The sequence below is a fragment of the Leptolyngbya sp. CALU 1928 genome, assembly GCF_056784215.1.
Window position 1 is genome coordinate 121,883 of sequence record NZ_JBXBCE010000019.1, and the last position, 18,388, is coordinate 140,270.

The 18,388-nt window shown below is 49.6% G+C and carries 13 protein-coding genes; 11 read left to right on the forward strand and 2 right to left on the reverse strand.

Features of this window, described 5'->3' with window-relative positions; all coding sequences use genetic code 11:
- Nucleotides 1–200 precede the first annotated feature (200 nt).
- Nucleotides 201–2,117 (forward strand): molecular chaperone DnaK, encoded by a 1,917-nt coding sequence (gene dnaK, locus AC1S5B_RS25880; RefSeq protein ID WP_482038540.1) that lies wholly within the window; start codon nucleotides 201–203, stop codon nucleotides 2,115–2,117.
- A gap of 294 nt (nucleotides 2,118–2,411) precedes the next feature.
- Complete coding sequence (locus AC1S5B_RS25885; protein ID WP_482038541.1) at nucleotides 2,412–3,809, forward strand: UDP-N-acetylmuramoyl-tripeptide--D-alanyl-D-alanine ligase; 1,398 nt, start codon at nucleotides 2,412–2,414, stop codon at nucleotides 3,807–3,809.
- Nucleotides 3,810–3,912: 103 nt separating this feature from the next.
- On the opposite strand, the gene AC1S5B_RS25890 is transcribed toward AC1S5B_RS25885, so the two are convergent.
- Nucleotides 3,913–5,022: a hemolysin family protein gene (locus AC1S5B_RS25890; protein ID WP_482038542.1), complete on the reverse strand. Its 1,110-nt coding sequence runs from the start codon at nucleotides 5,020–5,022 to the stop codon at nucleotides 3,913–3,915.
- A 287-nt stretch (nucleotides 5,023–5,309) separates the two neighbouring features.
- Between AC1S5B_RS25890 and AC1S5B_RS25895 the strand changes: the two genes are divergently transcribed.
- Nucleotides 5,310–7,481 carry an NACHT domain-containing protein gene (locus AC1S5B_RS25895; protein ID WP_482038543.1) on the forward strand — a complete coding sequence of 724 codons (2,172 nt, stop codon included), beginning with the start codon at nucleotides 5,310–5,312 and terminating at the stop codon, nucleotides 7,479–7,481.
- Nucleotides 7,482–7,643: 162 nt separating this feature from the next.
- Nucleotides 7,644–8,519, forward strand: a complete 876-nt coding sequence (locus AC1S5B_RS25900; RefSeq protein ID WP_482038544.1) for a pirin family protein — start codon at nucleotides 7,644–7,646, stop codon at nucleotides 8,517–8,519.
- A 24-nt stretch (nucleotides 8,520–8,543) separates the two neighbouring features.
- On the opposite strand, the gene AC1S5B_RS25905 is transcribed toward AC1S5B_RS25900, so the two are convergent.
- Nucleotides 8,544–8,819: a YciI family protein gene (locus tag AC1S5B_RS25905; RefSeq protein ID WP_482038545.1), complete on the reverse strand. Its 276-nt coding sequence runs from the start codon at nucleotides 8,817–8,819 to the stop codon at nucleotides 8,544–8,546.
- Nucleotides 8,820–9,109: 290 nt separating this feature from the next.
- Here AC1S5B_RS25905 and AC1S5B_RS25910 point away from each other — a divergent pair, with 290 nt between their 5' ends.
- From AC1S5B_RS25910 to AC1S5B_RS25940, 7 genes are all read left to right on the forward strand, one after another.
- Nucleotides 9,110–9,898 carry a response regulator transcription factor gene (locus AC1S5B_RS25910; RefSeq protein ID WP_482038546.1) on the forward strand — a complete coding sequence of 263 codons (789 nt, stop codon included), beginning with the start codon at nucleotides 9,110–9,112 and terminating at the stop codon, nucleotides 9,896–9,898.
- Between the two features lie 93 nt (nucleotides 9,899–9,991).
- Nucleotides 9,992–11,425, forward strand: coding sequence for an ATP-binding protein (locus AC1S5B_RS25915; RefSeq protein ID WP_482038547.1), 1,434 nt, complete (start codon nucleotides 9,992–9,994; stop codon nucleotides 11,423–11,425).
- A 151-nt stretch (nucleotides 11,426–11,576) separates the two neighbouring features.
- A complete protein-coding gene (locus AC1S5B_RS25920; protein ID WP_482038548.1) occupies nucleotides 11,577–12,371 on the forward strand; it encodes a pseudouridine synthase in 795 nt (264 codons plus the stop codon).
- Nucleotides 12,368–13,249, forward strand: coding sequence for a helix-turn-helix domain-containing protein (locus tag AC1S5B_RS25925; protein ID WP_482038549.1), 882 nt, complete (start codon nucleotides 12,368–12,370; stop codon nucleotides 13,247–13,249). Before AC1S5B_RS25920 ends, AC1S5B_RS25925 begins: the two co-directional genes overlap by 4 nt.
- Before the next feature lie 259 nt (nucleotides 13,250–13,508).
- Nucleotides 13,509–15,323 carry a DNA mismatch repair endonuclease MutL gene (gene mutL / locus AC1S5B_RS25930; RefSeq protein WP_482038550.1) on the forward strand — a complete coding sequence of 605 codons (1,815 nt, stop codon included), beginning with the start codon at nucleotides 13,509–13,511 and terminating at the stop codon, nucleotides 15,321–15,323.
- A gap of 186 nt (nucleotides 15,324–15,509) precedes the next feature.
- Entirely contained in the window at nucleotides 15,510–16,286 is a 777-nt protein-coding gene (locus tag AC1S5B_RS25935) for an SGNH/GDSL hydrolase family protein (protein WP_482038551.1), read from the forward strand.
- Between the two features lie 176 nt (nucleotides 16,287–16,462).
- A complete protein-coding gene (locus tag AC1S5B_RS25940; protein WP_482038552.1) occupies nucleotides 16,463–18,376 on the forward strand; it encodes a transketolase C-terminal domain-containing protein in 1,914 nt (637 codons plus the stop codon).
- The last annotated feature ends 12 nt before the right edge of the window (nucleotides 18,377–18,388 follow it).

The window sequence follows — 18,388 nt, forward strand, 5'->3', positions numbered from 1 at the left end:
ACCGCCCCCCTAGGTACGGTAAATACTCCTTCATCAGAAAGCGTAATTGAGACGACTATGTAAGGAGGAGCGCTGAGCCATGGACTGAATCGAGTAATAAACGATGATTTCCGGTCTTCTTACGAATGATACTCGTGAGCAGTGAACAGCCCCTCAGATATTTTTAATCTCTCGCAGTAGTTGATGGAGCGGAAGCAGCAATGGCAAAAGTCGTCGGAATTGACCTAGGGACAACAAATTCGTGTGTGGCGGTGATGGAAGGGGGCAAGCCCACCGTCATTGCAAATGCGGAAGGCTTCCGAACCACGCCTTCTGTAGTTGCTTTTGCAAAAAATGGCGATCGCCTGGTCGGTCAAATTGCCAAGCGCCAAGCCGTCATGAACCCCGAAAACACGTTCTATTCGGTAAAGCGCTTCATTGGTCGTCGGTTTGATGAAGTCGCCAACGAGCTAACCGAAGTTTCCTACAAAGTTTTAAACGTAAACGGCAATATCAAGATTGATAGCACCGCTAAGGGTGAACAGTATGCCCCTGAGCAAATTTCCGCTGAAGTGCTTCGCAAACTGAAAGAAGATGCCAGCAAATACCTAGGCTCAGATGTCACCCAAGCGGTAATTACTGTTCCCGCTTACTTCAATGACTCCCAGCGTCAGGCAACCAAAGATGCCGGAAAAATCGCTGGTTTAGAAGTCCTGCGAATTATCAACGAACCCACTGCTGCTTCCCTGGCATACGGTTTAGATAGAAAAAGCAACGAAACCATCCTCGTGTTTGACTTGGGTGGCGGCACCTTCGACGTATCCATCTTGGAAGTGGGCGACGGCGTGTTTGAAGTGCTGGCGACTTCCGGCGACACTCATTTGGGCGGCGACGACTTTGACAAAAAAATCGTAGACTACTTAGCTGACGAGTTCCGCAAATCGGAAGGCATCGACCTCCGCAAAGACAAACAGGCTCTACAGCGCCTGACTGAAGCCGCAGAAAAAGCCAAGATTGAGCTATCTAGCGTCACCCAAGCAGAAATCAACCTACCCTTCATTACCGCCACTCAAGATGGTCCCAAACATTTGGACACCACACTGACCCGTGGCAAATTTGAAGAACTCTGTGCCGACTTGATCGATCGCTGCCGGATTCCGGTAGAAAATTCCTTGCGGGATGCCAAGTTGGGCAAAGAAAGCATCGATGAAGTCGTCATGGTGGGCGGTTCCACCCGGATTCCCTCCATTTTGGAATTGGTTAAGCGCGTGTTGGATAAAGAACCCAACCAAACCGTGAACCCCGATGAAGTGGTTGCAGTCGGCGCAGCGATTCAAGCTGGCGTGTTGGCAGGCGAAGTCAAAGACATTCTGCTGCTCGACGTTAGCCCGCTATCCCTTGGCGTAGAAACCCTAGGTGGTGTCATGACCAAAATCATTCCCCGCAACACCACCATTCCTACCAAAAAATCTGAAGTCTTTTCAACGGCGGTGGATGGTCAAAGCAACGTGGAAATTCACGTTTTGCAAGGTGAGCGCGAAATGTCGAACGACAACAAGAGCTTGGGAACCTTCCGCTTAGATGGCATTCCTTCGGCTCCCCGTGGCGTTCCTCAGATTGAAGTGATCTTTGACATTGATGCCAACGGGATTTTGCAAGTCACTGCCAAAGATAAGGGCACCGGCAAAGAGCAATCGATTAGCATCACTGGGGCTTCCACGCTACCCAAGGATGATGTCGAGCGGATGGTGCGCGAAGCCGAGCAAAACGCATCTACCGACAAAGAGCGCCGCGAAAAAATCGACCTGAAAAATCAGGCAGACTCCTTGTCTTATCAAGCAGAGAAGCAACTGGCTGAACTAGGTGACAAGGTTTCCGCTGAAGATAAAACGAAGGTCGAAGGGTTGATCAAAGATCTGCGGGAGGCGATCGCCCAAGACGATAGCGATCGCATCAAAACCCTCACCACCGAACTTCAGCAGACCCTCTACACCATTGGTACCAGCATCTACCAGCAAGCAGATGGAGCAGCTGCTCCAGGCGCAGGATCTCCCGATGATCCCGCTGCCGGATCGAGTTCTTCCAGTAGTGGTACTGAGGAAGATGTGATTGATGCCGACTTCACGGAAAGCAAATAAGGCACCATCTAAATAGGGTGAACTTGGAGTGTTTTATCGCTCCATCAACCACAAGGCTGATCGTTTTCCGATCAGCCTTTTTTGTCGATTCGTTCGCCCTCACCAAAGAAAAAAGATTTCAGTGCGTAGAAAAACTGTCTTGTTTATGATTCCTACAAGATCGGGCAACCCGCTTAAATGAGGTGAGATCTGTGGGAAGAAGAAAACTTCCCTCCACTTTTTTGGACTAAAGACTTGCCAATGGGGAAGGGTTAGGCGTTCAATAACAGCTAGACCTTTTTTGATTGTTGCCCTATGCCATGCCAAGCAACCCTAGCTCAGCTAGTTAGTTTGCTCAACGCTACTTTGTTGAATTCGTTAGAAGCTGCCGCCCTAACAAAATTAGCAACCGGGATCACCACCGATACTCGCTCCATCAAGCCTGGGGAAGCGTTTGTAGCGCTGCGCGGCGAACAATTTGATGGGCATCGGTTTGTGACTACTGCGTTTGAGAAAGGCGCGATCGCTGCGATTGTGGATAGCGAATTTTCAAGCGCAGATTTCGACGTGCCGCTTGCTGAGTGCCCATTTCCGCTGATTCAAGTCAAGGATACCTTGGCGGCATATCAAGCGATCGCCCACTGGTGGCGCACTCAATTCACCATTCCCGTGATTGCGGTGACGGGTTCCGTGGGCAAAACCACGACCAAAGAGCTAATTGCTGCCGTTCTCTGCCATTCCAGCCCTGGCTTACCCCAAGTTTTAAAAACTCAGGCAAATTACAACAACGAAATTGGAGTCCCCAAAACGTTGTTGGAACTGGATGCCAGCCATGACTATGCAATCGTGGAAATGGGAATGCGGGGGCGAGGAGAGATTGCATTACTGTGCAACATTGCTCAACCTGACATTGCCGTGATTACCAACGTTGGCACCGCCCACATTGAACGGTTGGGATCAGAAGAAGCGATCGCCGAGGCAAAATGCGAACTTCTAGCCGAACTTTCTCCTAGCAGCATCGCCATTCTCAACCATGACAATCCTTTACTCCTCAAAACCGCCGCCGCCGTTTGGCAGGGTAAAACACTGACGTTTGGGCTAGAAGGGGGAGATGTTCATGGGCACTTGCTCGATCTAAACACACTGCGAGTCGATGGTATCGATTTCTCCTTGCCTCTGCCGGGTCGCCACAATGCCCTGAATTATCTGGCAGCCTTAACCGTGGCTAAAGTCTTGGGTTTAGACTGGTCGCCGCTTACCCCAGGAATCACTGTAGAGCTTCCCAGTGGACGCGCAAAACGCTATGACTTGCCCAATGATGTTGTAGTTTTGGATGAAACCTACAATGCGGGGCTAGAATCCATGCTGGCATCGCTGGACTTACTGATGCAAACCCCTGGTAAACGACATATTGCCGTTCTGGGCACCATGAAAGAATTGGGGGAGCGATCGCTAGAGTTTCATCAACGAGTTGGGTTGACGGCTCAACAACTCCAAGTTGATTACCTGCTGATCCTCGCCGATCCGCTTGAAGCTGCTGCCATGAAAGCCGGTGCTGCGGGAATTCCGACTGAATGCTTTACCAGCCCGTTACAACTGGTTGAACGGTTGAAAGGACTCGCTAAGAGGGGCGATCGCTTACTCTTCAAAGCATCCCGCGCCGTTCAGCTTGACCAAGTAGTGAATCAATTCTGTCGCGATATCCACACATAATCACTCAAAACTTAAAGGGTCGGGTGCCAGGTGCCGGGTGTCAAGTGTCAGGGCAGAAGGGTGAGGAAACAGGGGAGTGAAATTTAAAACTCAAAACTTTTTCCTACCGTCTTCCCTTACCCAATCGGCTACCAACCATAACATTGCGGGAAGCGCCCCGATTGGGATAGTCGCTTTCATCGTAAATTTCACCCACCAATTCTTCCAAAATATCTTCTAAAGTGACTAGTCCTACTGTCCCGCCATATTCATCCACCACGATCGCAATGTGCAACCGCCCTTGCAGCATCTCCTTCAGTAAATCGGTCAAGCGCTTGGTATCGGGCACATAAACCGGTGGGTCCATTGCCTCCGTCACCAATCCATCTTGCTGCCCTTCCTTGCGGCGAATATTTAGCTGTTGCAGTGCCCGTTTTAGGTTGACAACCCCCACAATTTCATCCTTCGACTCTTCCTGCACTGGCACCCGTGAATAGCCAGTTTCCAGGCAAAGATCAATCAACTCTTGCAAGGTTGCCTCTCGCGAAATGGTTCGCATGTCAACGCGAGGCTTGACAATATCCCTGGCGCTAAGCTCATCGAGCATGAAGGTTTTGTTCAAGATGTTGTGTTTGTTCAAATCCAGATGACCTTTACCGCCCAAAATCTCAATCATTAATTGCAGATCTTTGACGGACTCGCCTTCCTGGACTACGCCGCCTTGAAAGGTGCGAATGGCAGACTGAGTAATGGTTTCAAACAACCAAATAATCCCAAGCATGGATAAGATCTGCGACATCCAATAAATTGGGCGCACCACGATCCTAAACAGGGGAATGACGTTATTAATTGCCAAAGACTTCGGCACAATTTCGCCGAAAGTGAGCGTCAAAAAGGTGACGACAAAGGTCGCAATCCCGATCGCCTGATTGCCCAACCACAGCGTAAACAGATTGCTCGTGAGAATGGCGGTGGTATTGTTAACCAGGGTATTGCCCACAAGCAGCGTGGTAATGAAGCGTCGCCGCTTGTGAAGCACTAGGGTAAACAGTCGATCGGGATCGCCCTGTTCTTTAATCAGCGATCGCAGTTTGAGGTTGTCTAGCGCCGTAATCACCGTTTCGGAGCCGGAGAAAAAAGCAGATAGCAACAGGGTCAACACGACAACCGCAATATCAACGCGAACATCTCCCAAGAGGGGAGCGCCTTCAGAAATTGCTAAGATCGGAGACAAAATAGGTATAATCACAGGCTGCCATGAGGCGACATCAATTCAACCCATGTGGATTGTTCTTCTGTGATGATAGCTCCCTTATTCCCGCCAATTCATCAGACTTTCTGAACAATCGGGATTATGGCTAACTGGATTCTGATCTTTTGCGCCATGCATATTTTGCAAACAGTCCACCGTAGTAATGAATGAAACGCGATCGCCTCACTCAAAATCGGGTGGGGACAATCGGGGCTGTGGACTACAGTAGTTTTACAGCGAACAAATAATTTGCGGCGGATGATCTCCCTATGGCATTAGAGCAGATGTTTATCTCGGCGGCAGCCTTAACCATTGGCTCCATTTGTAGCCGTGTGTTATGTGAAGGCGGCATCCGATTTGCCAGTTGGGTAGAAGCACAAAGCAGCGATGATGCTGCACAGATTATTCAAAAAGCATCGGAGCAATATGCCTGGAACTATGCCAAACGTCACGGCATGATGAAAGTGCTGGGAATGCGAGAGCCAGTCCCTTTAGAGTCAGTTTATACAGCAGTACGATTTTTGGATCGAGAGAGCATTAGCCGATTTGACTCGATTGAAGATCTAGAAAAGGCATTTCGCGAACAGGGCGATCGCCGCTTTCAAAAGAAAGCAAAAAAAATCGATGGGCTACGAGTTGCCAACGACAAACAATATTTGATGGTATTGGGTGGTCCAGGTGCAGGCAAATCCACCTTTTTACGAAAAATGGGCTTGGAAGCGCTAAAGGGCAATAGTCTCGAAAATGGCTATGTGCATGAGTGCATCCCGGTGCTGATTGAGTTAAAAAATTTTTCCTCGAATGAGATTGCGATTGAGCAAGCGATCGCCCAAGAGTTTCGCATTTGCGGCATTCCATCGCCAGAGATTGTGACCACCAAACTGCTAGAAGCAGGCAACCTGCTGATTTTGCTGGATGGGCTGGATGAAGTGCCCACCAAACAAATGACCCATGCCATTCAGCAGATTCAAAATTTTGTTGATCAATATGACAAAAATCGGTTTGTGGCATCCTGTCGCCTTGCCGCTTACCGCAACAACTTTTATCGATTTACCGATGTGGCGATGGCAGACTTTGACCACGAGCAGGTGAAGCAGTTTATTCACCGATGGTTTCAGTCGGAAGAAGATGTGAAATTGAATACGGCGCAGCGCTGTTGGCATTTATTGCAGCAGCCAGAATATGCTGCCACCAAGGAACTCGCTCACACGCCCCTCCTCCTCACCCTGCTGTGCTTGGTGTTTGATGATTCCCAAACCTTTCCCAAAAATCGAGCGGTACTGTATGGAGAAGCGTTGGATGTGCTGTTGAAAAAGTGGGCATCGGAACGACGAATTCAGCGCGATCCGATTTACCAAGATCTCAGTATTGCGCTGGAAGAGATGATGTTGGCAGAGATTGCCTACAAACACTTTGAGGCAAATCGCTTATTTTTTACGAAGCGCGAGGTTGTAGAGCAAATTCGTACCTTTCTGGCGGAAAATCTGAATGCACCCAAGCATTTAGATGGAGAAGCAGTGCTGGAGGCGATCGCCATTCAGCAAGGAATCATCGTGGAACGGGCACAGGAAGTCTACTCTTTTTCTCACCTAACCTTGCAGGAGTATCTAGCAGCCCAGTATATTGACGACCACCACCTCACCCAAACCCTCGTGCAAGAGCATTTAACCCATGAGCGTTGGCAAGAAGTGTTTTTGCTCGTGGCGGGAGTGATGCGGAGTGGCGCGGATGCTCTGCTGTTGGCAATGGAAGTACAGGCAAACACGTTCATCAATACGCCCAAACTGAAAGCGTTGCTGCAATGGACTGAGGATTTAACCAATGGAGCGGGGGGAAGCCTCTCGCCTGCGGCTAAACGCACGACTGCCCTATTTTTAGCGCTGGTCAACCATCGGGCGTTGAATCTAGCGCGGGTGCTTGATCCCAATCTGGCAAATACGCTGGAACTGGCGCGCACCCTAGCAAATATTCGCACCTTAGAATCCGCTTATACCGAAGACAACACCCCCGCTCGATCCGCGATCCCCACTCGTGCGCTGGCGATCGCCCTGACGCGATCGCAGCCGACTCGTCCCATGGGGCAGGCACTCACCAAAACATTTACTAAAACCTTTACCGATGAACTGGGCAGGCTACAGGCATTTCAAGAAACAACCCTACAGCAATTAGTGACGCAGCTAAAAGCATTGAATCTGCGATCGCCCGATATTCGCCAATCGGCAACCGTCCTGCAAGACTTTCACACACAAGTGTTTCACACCTGGTTTAGCACTCTCAAACTAAACCCAACCTGGATTAGCCTTTCTACAGAAGAACTGCGAAAACTCGATCGCTATCTCTACGCCAACTGGCTGCTGGTGCGCTGCAAACAAACGGCTGTCAGGGTTTCGCCTCGCACCTGGGCAGGTATTGAAGAACGCCTCTTGCGGGTATCGCTGTAGGGGAGTTTTGAGTTTTGAGTTTTGAGTTTTGAGTTCTAAGCTCTGAGTTTGGAGTTCGGAGTTTTAAGTTCGGAGTAACAGACGTATTTCTGTTGTATAGCTAGCAAGTTTACAATAAGAGGCAATAGCTCACTCTTGCTGACATCAGCAAGCTAATCTGTTATGCCCAATTGCATTACTCAAATAATTGAATCGGAAATGAAGGATTTGGGTGGTTTTGAAGTGCGGCGCATCCTTCCTCACCGCGATCGCCAGATGGTTGGACCCTTTATCTTTTTTGACCATTTGGGACCCGCTGTCTTTCCGCCCGATCACGGGGTCGATGTCAGACCCCATCCCCATATTAATTTAGCCACCGTCACCTATTTGTTTGAAGGAATCTTGCTGCATCGCGATAGTTTAAACAACGTTCAAGAAATTCATCCTGGGGCGGTCAACTGGATGACGGCAGGTCGTGGAATTGTCCATTCCGAGCGCACGCCTGCTGATGTTCGGAGTCACGAGGCAAGGTTACATGGCATTCAAACCTGGGTCGCGCTTCCCCAAGAAGAGGAAGAAACTGAGCCTGCGTTCTATCACTATCCATCTGCCAATTTACCCACCTGGCAAGACAACGGCGTATCTTTCAAGCTGATTGCCGGACAAGCCTATGGCTACACCTCGCCTGTCAAAACCTTCTCCCCGATCGTCTATCTGGATGTGCAGCTCTCTCCTGGAACGCAGTTTATTGTGCCAGATGGGTACAGCGATCGCGCCATTTACAGCGTTACAGCAGGTCTAAAGGTTGATGATCAACTCCTTGAGCCGCATCGGTTGGCGATTCTAACCCCGGACACCCCCATTGAAGTGACCTGTGAAACAGAAGCGCGCTGCATTATTGTTGGCGGTGAACCCTTGGGCGATCGGCATAAATGGTGGAACTTTGTTTCTAGCCGACCAGAGCGCATTGAACAGGCAAAGCAAGACTGGCAGGCAGATCGATTTGCCAAAGTACCCCAAGAAACAGAATTCATTCCGCTGCCAGAAACGGCTTCTTAAGCCCACTGCCTTAAATGAGTACTCTTATTCAACGACGATGCGCCATTCATACAGTTTGTAATGGACGCACTGATTCACCACCAAAGGATCTTGCCCGACGATCGCCTGCGCCTCATCCATAGAAGCAGCTTCAAATAGCAACATGCCTCCGCCTCGACAGCCCCAATAGCCCGTCTTTGCCTGATGACCCTTCGCAATCAGCCTTTGGACAAATTCCTTGTGAGCAGGAACGTATTGATCAAACAGTGTTTTATTAACAATCCCTTCCTCGATCTTCACAAACCACGGCATGACGGTCATTCCTTTCCTCACAAGGCATTATAAAAAATGTTTACCTATTCATTTTCCATCTAGGTTGGCTTTCAAAAAGCCCAAGACACATTTCCTCATACGTCATTTTTTCGTGACTTAACCGGTGGGCGATCGCTCATAAATCAGACTACTTTTAGAGTATCTCCCAATCATTTTTTCCACTACCTGCCTCCGATTAGTCTTTTCAATCAGTAAAGCTCTGATTGAGAAAGTATCAGCGCTTACCAAAACTGCTGTTAATGATAGAATTCTTTAGATAACTAGGAGCCAGCACCATCATGTCGCTTACGCTGACCGCTGACCAAGCCAAAGCTCAAAATGGACTTCGCATTGGGCGAATTTTAGTGGTTGAAGATGAAGAACTCATTCGCGAAACTATCACCCTTGCCTTAACTGAAGAAGGGTACGACGTGGTTGCAGCATCAGATGGACGGGCTGCGCTTGACTTATTGCACCAAGAAGATGGGATTGACCTTCGTTCCGGAAAAAACTTGGCGGTAGAGCAATTCAATTCTGAATTTGATGTGATCATTCTAGACTTAATGTTGCCCTACGTGAATGGGCTAGATCTCTGTCGCATTGTGCGTCGTGAAGGCAACAATGTGCCCATTTTAATGCTCAGTGCTAAGGGCGGTGAAACCGATCGCGTTGTTGGGTTAGAAGTGGGCGCAGATGACTATCTCACTAAACCCTTTGGCATGAGAGAACTGATTGCTCGCTGTCGAGCGTTGCTGCGCCGTCATCATCACTTTCAGGCAGAGCCAGAGCAGCCCCTGCTGAAGTTTGATCAGATTATTTTATATCCGCAAGAATGCCGCGTCATTGTGCGGGGCGAAGAGGTTAATTTCTCTCCTAAAGAATTCAAAATTTTGGAATTATTTATGAGCTATCCCCGTCGAGTTTGGTCGCGGGAGCAACTGCTAGAACGCATTTGGGGAATTGACTTCATTGGCGACAGCAAAACCGTTGATGTGCATATTCGCTGGCTACGTGAAAAATTAGAGCGCGATCCCAGCAGTCCAGAATATTTAGTTACGGTTCGTGGGTTTGGCTATCGCTTTGGCTAAAGTGTTTGCAACGGAGACACTTACTAATTAAGGTTCACGATCGCAATCGATAAGCCACCTAGAATAACAATAGCCCTAATTTAGGGGTTAGTTTTGGCTGCACTCTATCGGTTTGCCATGGAACTATGGATTTTAATCGGGCTACTGATAGGTCTGGCGCTTTTAGAATGGCGATGGCTGCGGCTCAATGCCAAGCTATGGCGAATTGTGCAAAAATGGCGACCGGATGACCCCGCGGCGTTTTCCTCTACTTCTCGGCTAACACGGGCGATCGCGGCTTACCAAGAAGCCCATTTTTCGCTGCAAAACGAGTTGCAAACCCTACAAACACTCGTTCAAATCGCACCTATTGGTTTTTTGCAGGTGGATGAAGACAATCAGCTATTGTCCTGCAACAGTAAAGCTTGTGAACTGCTGAGTATGCAGCCTTATATTTCTGGAAGACCCCGTTTACTTCTAGAACTCGTGCGCTCCTATGAATTAGATGCCCTGATTGAAGAAACTCGCCATGCTCAACAACCGCGTCAGAGCGAATGGGTGTTTCATCCGGTTGATCCCGACTATGCCAAACTGGCGCAAAAGCAGTCCTGTCCTTTGCGAGGTCACGGCACCCCCATGCCAAATGGCTGTGTTGGGGTGTTTTTAGAAAGCCGAGAACAGGTGGTGATGCTGACGCAACAGCGCGATCGCTGGATTTCGGATGTTGCCCATGAGCTAAAAACTCCCCTAACATCCATTCGGCTGGTGGCTGAAACGTTGCAGTCTCGCTTAGAGCCGCCCACTCGCGATTGGGTCGATCGGTTGTTGAATGAAACCATTCGCCTCAGTGGGTTAGTTCAAGACCTGCTTGACCTTAACCAGCTTGAAATGCAGCCCTCTGCTCGTTTAACGCTAAAACCCGTTGATCTTCCTCGCTTGGTGCAGTCAGCTTGGCTGAGCCTAGAACCCCTGGCGCGAGAAAAGCAACTCCAGTTAGATTACGTGGGCTGCGATCGCCTCTTAGTGTTAGTCGATGAAGCGAGACTATACCGAGTTTTATTAAATCTATTAGATAACAGCATCAAATATAGCCCCGCTCAGCAGCAGATTCGAGTGCAGGTTTCATTGATTCAAGACAATCAGGCAGGTGTAGTCAATAATACAAACCAACAGGTTCATCTAGAAGTAATCGATGCAGGTTCAGGCTTTCCAGAAGGTGCCCTATCTCAAGTATTTGATCGCTTCTATCGAGTTGATCCCTCTCGTACCCGCCAATCTGGGATGAAAGCACTCACAATCAATGGAACGCTGACCTCCTCTGCCCTTTCGGGTAGCGCAACCCCAGCCTTGAATACACAGCCCTCTGCAAAAAATTGGAAGCAAGACTTTTTCCAGGCAAACAGCGGCACAGGGCTAGGTCTAGCGATCGTTCGGCAAATTGTGGAAGCTCATCAAGGTTCAGTCAAAGCGAGCAATCATCCTGAAACTGGCGGAGCTTGGCTAGAGGTATTTTTACCCCTAAAAACAGGTGCTAGAGAGTTGAAATAAAATCATGAACTTTATAATGCTGAGAATTGTTAAGGTGACAGTGTACTATTTAAGTGTGAATACTTATCGCTTGTCTTAGTATCACTTGCCTTAGAAAAAGGCATTTGCGAGAATAAACGCCCAATTTGCAAACGCAAGGCTACGCCAACGCATGGATGAACGGGTTCAAAAAGTACTTTCGCGATGGGGCATTGCTGCCCGTCGTCAAGTTGAGCAACTGATTCAACAAGGACGAGTCGAAATAGATGGCGCGATCGCATATCTGGGTCAAAAAGTTGATCCAACTGCCGTTCAAATCTCTATAGATGGTGTCGTTGTCAACCCGGTTGAATGTCCACAACGCATTTATTTGCTGATGAACAAACCGAGGGCTGTCGTTTCGACCTGCGACGATCCCCAAAAAAGACAGACTGTTTTGGATTTACTCCCCCCTAACCTTCGGTATGGACAAGGAATTCATCCAGTTGGACGCTTGGATGCAGAATCTACCGGGGCACTGCTGCTCACCAATGACGGAGATTTAACTTTTTATCTGACCCATCCCCGACATCACATTCCCAAAACTTACCAAGTTTGGGTTGAGGGCTATCCGTCTGCGTCTGTTTTAAGGCAATGGCAACAGGGAGTATTGTTAGAAGGACAAAGAACTCTTCCCGCAGACATTTCTGTCCTGAAATCGCACCCAGATCGCGGAACATTATTAGAGATTGTTTTGAAAGAAGGACGTAACCGCCAAATTAGGCGAGTCGCACAACAACTAGGGCATCCCGTCCAAACGTTGCACCGGATTGCCATTGGGTGTATTCGACTGAAAACGACCAGCCAGTCCCAGCTTGAAAGCGGTCAATATCGCTCTTTGACGAACACTGAGATTTGTTTTTTGAGATCCCAAATTGACTTAACATCGAAAAGAACGCTAAGCGTGGGTGAGGAGTGCCGAGCATGAAAGACAAAACTCTTCAATTAAATAAAGAACAAACGCAATTGTTGGCTGAAATTGGTGATTATTTGCGCCGCCTTCGACAAGAGCAAAAGCTGTCTCTAGAGGCGATCGCTGCCACAACGCTAATTCCCGTGAAGACTTTAACGGCGATGGAAGAAGCAGATATAACCCAACTGCCTGAGCCTGTTTATGTGCAGGGGTTTATTCGCCGATATGCGGATGCGATCGGGGCAGATGGCACCGAGATAGCCACCGCCTTTCCGGCTCAATCCGACCTGAGATCTCCCAAACCAACTTGGAGTAAGGCTGCGGAGGCGCAGCTACGTCCATTGCATCTATATTTTGTTTATATGCTGCTCGTTGTGGGGGCTGTGAGCGGCTTGTCTTATGTGTTGAACCGATCTTCTCCTCAAGCACTTCGCTATGCCAACTTACCTCAACAGCCCGGAGCCGGACAAGTACTCCCCCAAAAGGTTGAATTGTATGGTCCCCCATTACCTAGCCAAAAACCGACGGGTGCGGTCGTTGGCAAAGTAGCGGGCAAAACAGCGCTACCCTCCACCGCTGTAATCTCTAATAAGCCCGTTCGGATTGGTTTAGCGTTCAAGGCTCAATCATGGATTCGGATTGTTGCGGATGGGAAAACGGAGTTTGAGGGCGTGCTATCAGAAGGCGCTCAACAAGCGTGGGCAGCGAAACAGCAGATTACCGTTCGGGCTGGAAACGCTGGAGGAGTCTTGGTGAGCTATAACGAGAGTCCGCCAAAACTCCTAGGCGAACCGGGTACGGTTGAGGAAAAAACCTTCGAGGCTCAGTCTCAGGCTAGAGCAAATTTTTCTGAAGAACCCATTGTTGCAATCTTTAATTTTCCTGATTTTTAACCGTTTTGGCTAGAAATAATACGGGTGCGGGGTTTGTAATTTGTTGGCTACCAGAATTAAGCTGATGTGCCTGTGAATTCCAGAAACAAGGCGCTTAAGCCCCTTGTTTCATTTCTTGGAATTTTCAAAGTTGCAGCTTATACGATGATTAACTGGCAACCTCTCGTTACGCTTGACTCAGCGGCAGTTTTTTCATGCCAGCAACCTTGATTGTGAGTGTTTCATAACCAGTTTTTTGCTCCTCACTTACACTGGAGTCATGACTGGTATTTATCCATTACCCACTGAGGTTGTTCATTTAATCGCTGCTGGAGAGGTGATCGACTCTCTTGCTGCGGCAGTCCGTGAACTGACGGAAAATGCTTTAGATAGTGGTGCCACTCGAATTACTGTGTCGGTTTGGGCAGAGCAGTGGCGGTTGCGGGTGGCGGATAACGGAATTGGGATGAGTTGCCAAAATTTACAGCAGGCGGCGATTCCGCACAGTACCAGCAAAATTCGCGATCGCCACGACCTGTTCAACATTACCAGCCTCGGATTTCGCGGTGAAGCATTGCATAGTTTGGCACAGTTCGCCCAATTGCAGATCGCGAGCCGTCCAGCGTTACGATCTCCTTTTAGTGATGTCGATTTAGTTCAAGAAAGTGAGGGCTGGCAGATTACCTACGATACCCAAGGGTTGCCCATTGAAATAGAACCGATGGCGATCGCACCGGGAACCATCGTCACCGTAAATCACCTATTTGCCAACCTGCCGACTCGTCGCCAAGGCTTGCCCTCTGTGGCTCACCAACTCAAAGCGGTGCAAGCTACGATTCATCAAATCGCCCTCTGCCATCCTCACGTAACCTGGCAAGTGGAGCGGGGCGATCGCGAGTGGTTCACTCTCTTTCCTGGCAAAACTGCTCGTCAAATTTTGCCCCAGCTTTTGCGGGAAGTTGAGGTGAGCGATTTGCAAGAGGTGGATCAGGTTTCAGGTTTCGGGTTTCAGGGGTCGGGGAAAAGGGAAGAGCCAAGAGGGAGGCGAACCTCAGAACTCAAAACTCAAAACTCTGTACCCCAAACCCATACTCCATACCCCGTACCTTCTCTCTATCTCCTGCTTGGCTTACCCGATCGCTGCCATCGTCGTCGTCCAGATTGGGTGCGAGTTGCGGTGAATGGGCGACTGGTAAACTTGCCAGAAATCGAACAAACCATTTTGGCAGCGTTTCGGCGAACCCTACCCCGCGATCGCTATCCGGTTTGCTTTGTCCATTTGCAGGTGCCTCCAGAGCAGATTGATTGGAACCGTCATCCTGCCAAATCAGAAATCTACCTGCATCATTTAGATGACTGGCGGGATCAGATTGCAGCGGCGATCGATCACACATTGCGCTTAAATCCTGATACTCTGCCGGAAACGCTCTACTCTGATCGCATTGGACACTTAATCAAAACCGCTGAAACTGGCGGCGTGTGGAACACCTTGCAACCATCAAAAGAAGTAGAAGGCGACCAAGATCAATTCCCACCCGCTAGCTCCCAGCCCCTAACTACTCTCAAAGCGCTTGCCCAAGTTCACAACACCTATATTTTGGCGGAATATCCCAGGGGAGTATGGCTGATTGAACAACACATTGCCCATGAACGGGTGCTGTATGAGCAATTGTGCGATCGCTGGCAGTTAGTGCCGCTGGAAACTCCGATTATTTTGAATGGATTGACTAGCGCCCAAGTGGAACAATTACAGCGAATTGGAGTAGAGACGGAATCCTTTGGGGATCAATCCTGGGTGGCGCGATCGGCTCCTGCCCTGCTAGCGGCGCGATCGGATTGTGCCGAGGCTCTGATAGAACTAAGCTTTGGGGGGGACTTGCAAGCCGCCCAAGTCGCAACTGCCTGCCGGAGCGCGATTCGGAATGGCACACCGTTATCTCACTTGGAGATGCAAACCCTGTTGACCCAATGGCAACACACTCGCAATCCCCGCACTTGTCCCCATGGTCGCCCCATTTGCCTAACGCTGGAAGAATCTTCTCTCTCACGCTTTTTCCGGCGACATTGGATGATTGGCAAAAGTCATGGAATTTAAGCAAGAATTGAGACAACCGCTTGCCTGAGACGCGATCGCGGATTGTATGCCAGTATCCAGAATAATGAAGACAAGCAATAGAGCCTAAACCTATGCCCATAAGCCCCTTCACCTTTAAAACCTGAAACCTGAAACCTAGTAACCACTCTACAAATTAATGCACTCTAAAAAACAAGGGACATAGGCATGGTAAGGCGAACATTAACGCGGCTGTTGCTTGGGGTAAACGCCCTGTTGTTGCTGATTGCATTGTCTGTGGGCTGGCAGATGGGGCAATTGTTACAAATCAGCCCTTCGGCGATCGTTCCTGAGTTGCTAGCTGTGGCGGGAGTGGCTCCGAAACCCGATGATTTAATCTCAAAGCAATGGTGGCAAGATGAAGTGCAGTATCGCACTCGCATTTCTCAAGGGCAGACTTACAATGTTTGCCTATTTGGAGATTCTATCTCTTCTGCGTTGGGCAATACCTTGGGCGATCGCGCCTTCAACTTCGCCATCGGCGGGATGAGCAGCGTTTCGTTATTGCCCCAAATGCAAAACCTGGTAGCAGCCTCAACTCGTTGTCAGCAGGTCGTCTTTGCCATGGGTACGAACGATGCCTGTTATGACATTACCAACGATCGGTTTGTTGCCAATATGCGGCAAGCGATCGCCCTTGCCCGCAAGCTGACCGCAACTCGCATTATTGTCCTGCCCGTCTTTTATTCCACTCTAGCTGCCAGCCGCAAAGTATTTCTGGCAGGTACTGTTGCACGAGTTGAAGAAATCAATGCCCTGCTGCGATCAGTCGCCAGTGATGAACAGGTGATCATGACCGACCAAGGGTTAGGAACGTTGTATCAAGGGCAAGAACTCAAAGCGAATTTAACGACCGATGGTGTCCATCTGAATGCCACCGGACGAGTTTTGTATCGTAATGCCCTGATGCAAATCCTCTACTATCCGTCTGCCTCCTCTTCGTGAATTTGCAGTTATGTCGCAGAATGTGGGCTGCAAAACACTACACTAAACATTGGAACGATTACCTTTAAAGCATTGAGTTCTAGCCTTGGTCGCGATCGCTGCTTGTGGGTCAAGGCTACCCAAAAACTTTGCCTGCTCCGTTCTCCACCACCGCTCTATATAGGAAAAACCACATTATGACAGCCACATCCGTTCGCTTTCCCATTGATCTTGGTGCTTATAAGTCAATAGCGCTAGACCCGACGAAACCGACTTTGACTGATGACCAGCGGGAGGCATTGAAAGCGAATATTCAACTGTGCCGGGATGCCATCATCTTCTTTACAGCGACCGGAGCAGCACGGGGTGTGGGCGGTCATACAGGCGGTCCCTATGACACGGTTCCAGAAGTGGTGATTTTAGATGCGCTGTTTCGGGGAGCCGCTGAACAGGTTGTGCCGATTTTCTTTGATGAAGCGGGACACCGAGTCGGCACTCAATATCTGATGGCGGCGCTGCATGGAGAACTTCCCGCTGAACAACTGATGCACTACCGCGAAGCGAATTCCAAATTGCCTGGACACCCCGAACTAGGGTTAACTCCTGGCGTGAAATTTAGCTCCGGTCGCTTGGGTCACATGTGGCCCTATGTGAATGGCGTGGCGTTGGCAAATCCGGGTAAAGCGGTGTTCTGCTTGGGTTCCGATGGTTCGCAACAAGAAGGAAACGACGCAGAAGCGGCGCGGCTGGCGGTGGCGCAACACCTGAACGTGAAGCTGATTATTGACGATAACGATGTGACGATCGCGGGGCATCCCTCCAAATATCTCCCCGGTTTCACCGTCGCCAAGACTCTAGCAGGTCATGGCGTGAAAGTGTTAGAAGGCGATGGCGAAGATATAGACGGCGTGTATAGCCGGATTTGCGAAGCGATTAACACGCCGGGTCCCGTGGCGGTGATCAACAAGCGTCCCATGTGCGTTGGGATTGAAGGGCTGGAAGGCTCGACCCATGGGCATGATGTGATTTCGGTGGAGAAAGCGATTGCCTTCCTGGAAAAACGCGGACATACCGATGCCGTTGCCGTCCTCAAAAGCATCGAAACTCCCAAAAATCCTTACCAGTTCCTGGGCATTGGCAGTAAATGGGATTCTAACCGCAACGTGTTTGGGGATGCGGTGGTTGCGGTTCTGAGTCGCATGAGTGAGAGCGATCGCAAAGAAAAAGTGCTAGTAATCGACAGTGATCTGGAAGGCTCTTGTGGGTTGAAAAAAATCCACGATGCCTATCCTGAAGTCTTTCTACCCTCCGGCATCATGGAGCGGGGAAACCTTTCTGCTGCCGCTGGATTTGGCATGGAAGAGGGTAAGCAAGGCATTTTTGCAACCTTTGCCGCTTTCTTGGAAATGTGCATTTCCGAAATCACCATGGCGCGGCTGAACAAATCCAACCTGCTCTGTCACTTCTCCCACTCTGGCATCGATGACATGGCAGACAACACCTGCCACTTTGGGATCAACAACTTCTTTGCCGACAATGGTTTGGATGATGGCTATGACACCAAGCTTTACTTTCCTGCCGATGCTAACCAAATGAAAGCCTGCGTCGAGTCGGTCTTCTTTGATCCCGGTCTGCGGTTTATCTTCTCGACCCGCTCCAAAACGCCGATTTTGCTAAATGCAGAAGGCGGCGAACTGTTTGGCGAGGGCTACACCTTCACACCGGGTAAGGATGAAGTGATTCGGGAAGGCACCGCTGGCTATATCGTTGCAGTCGGGGATGCCGTATATCGCGCATTGGATGCCGTGGAGCGTTTGAAGCAAGAAGGGATTGATGTGGGGCTGATCAACAAATCGACGTTGAATGTGGTGGATGAAGCGGCGATCGCGAAGATCGGCGCGTCTCCCTTCGTCATCGTCGTGGAGGCTTTTAACCGCAAAACTGGGTTGGGTAGTCGCTTTGGTAGCTGGTTGCTGGAGCGTGGCTTAACCCCCAAATATGCCTATCTCGGCACCCATGAAGAAGGCTGTGGCGGTCTGTGGGAGCAGTTCCCCCATCAAGGGATCGATCCAGTGGGCATCATGGCAAAGGTGAAACAGCTTGTAGCCTAGGAGATCTATAAG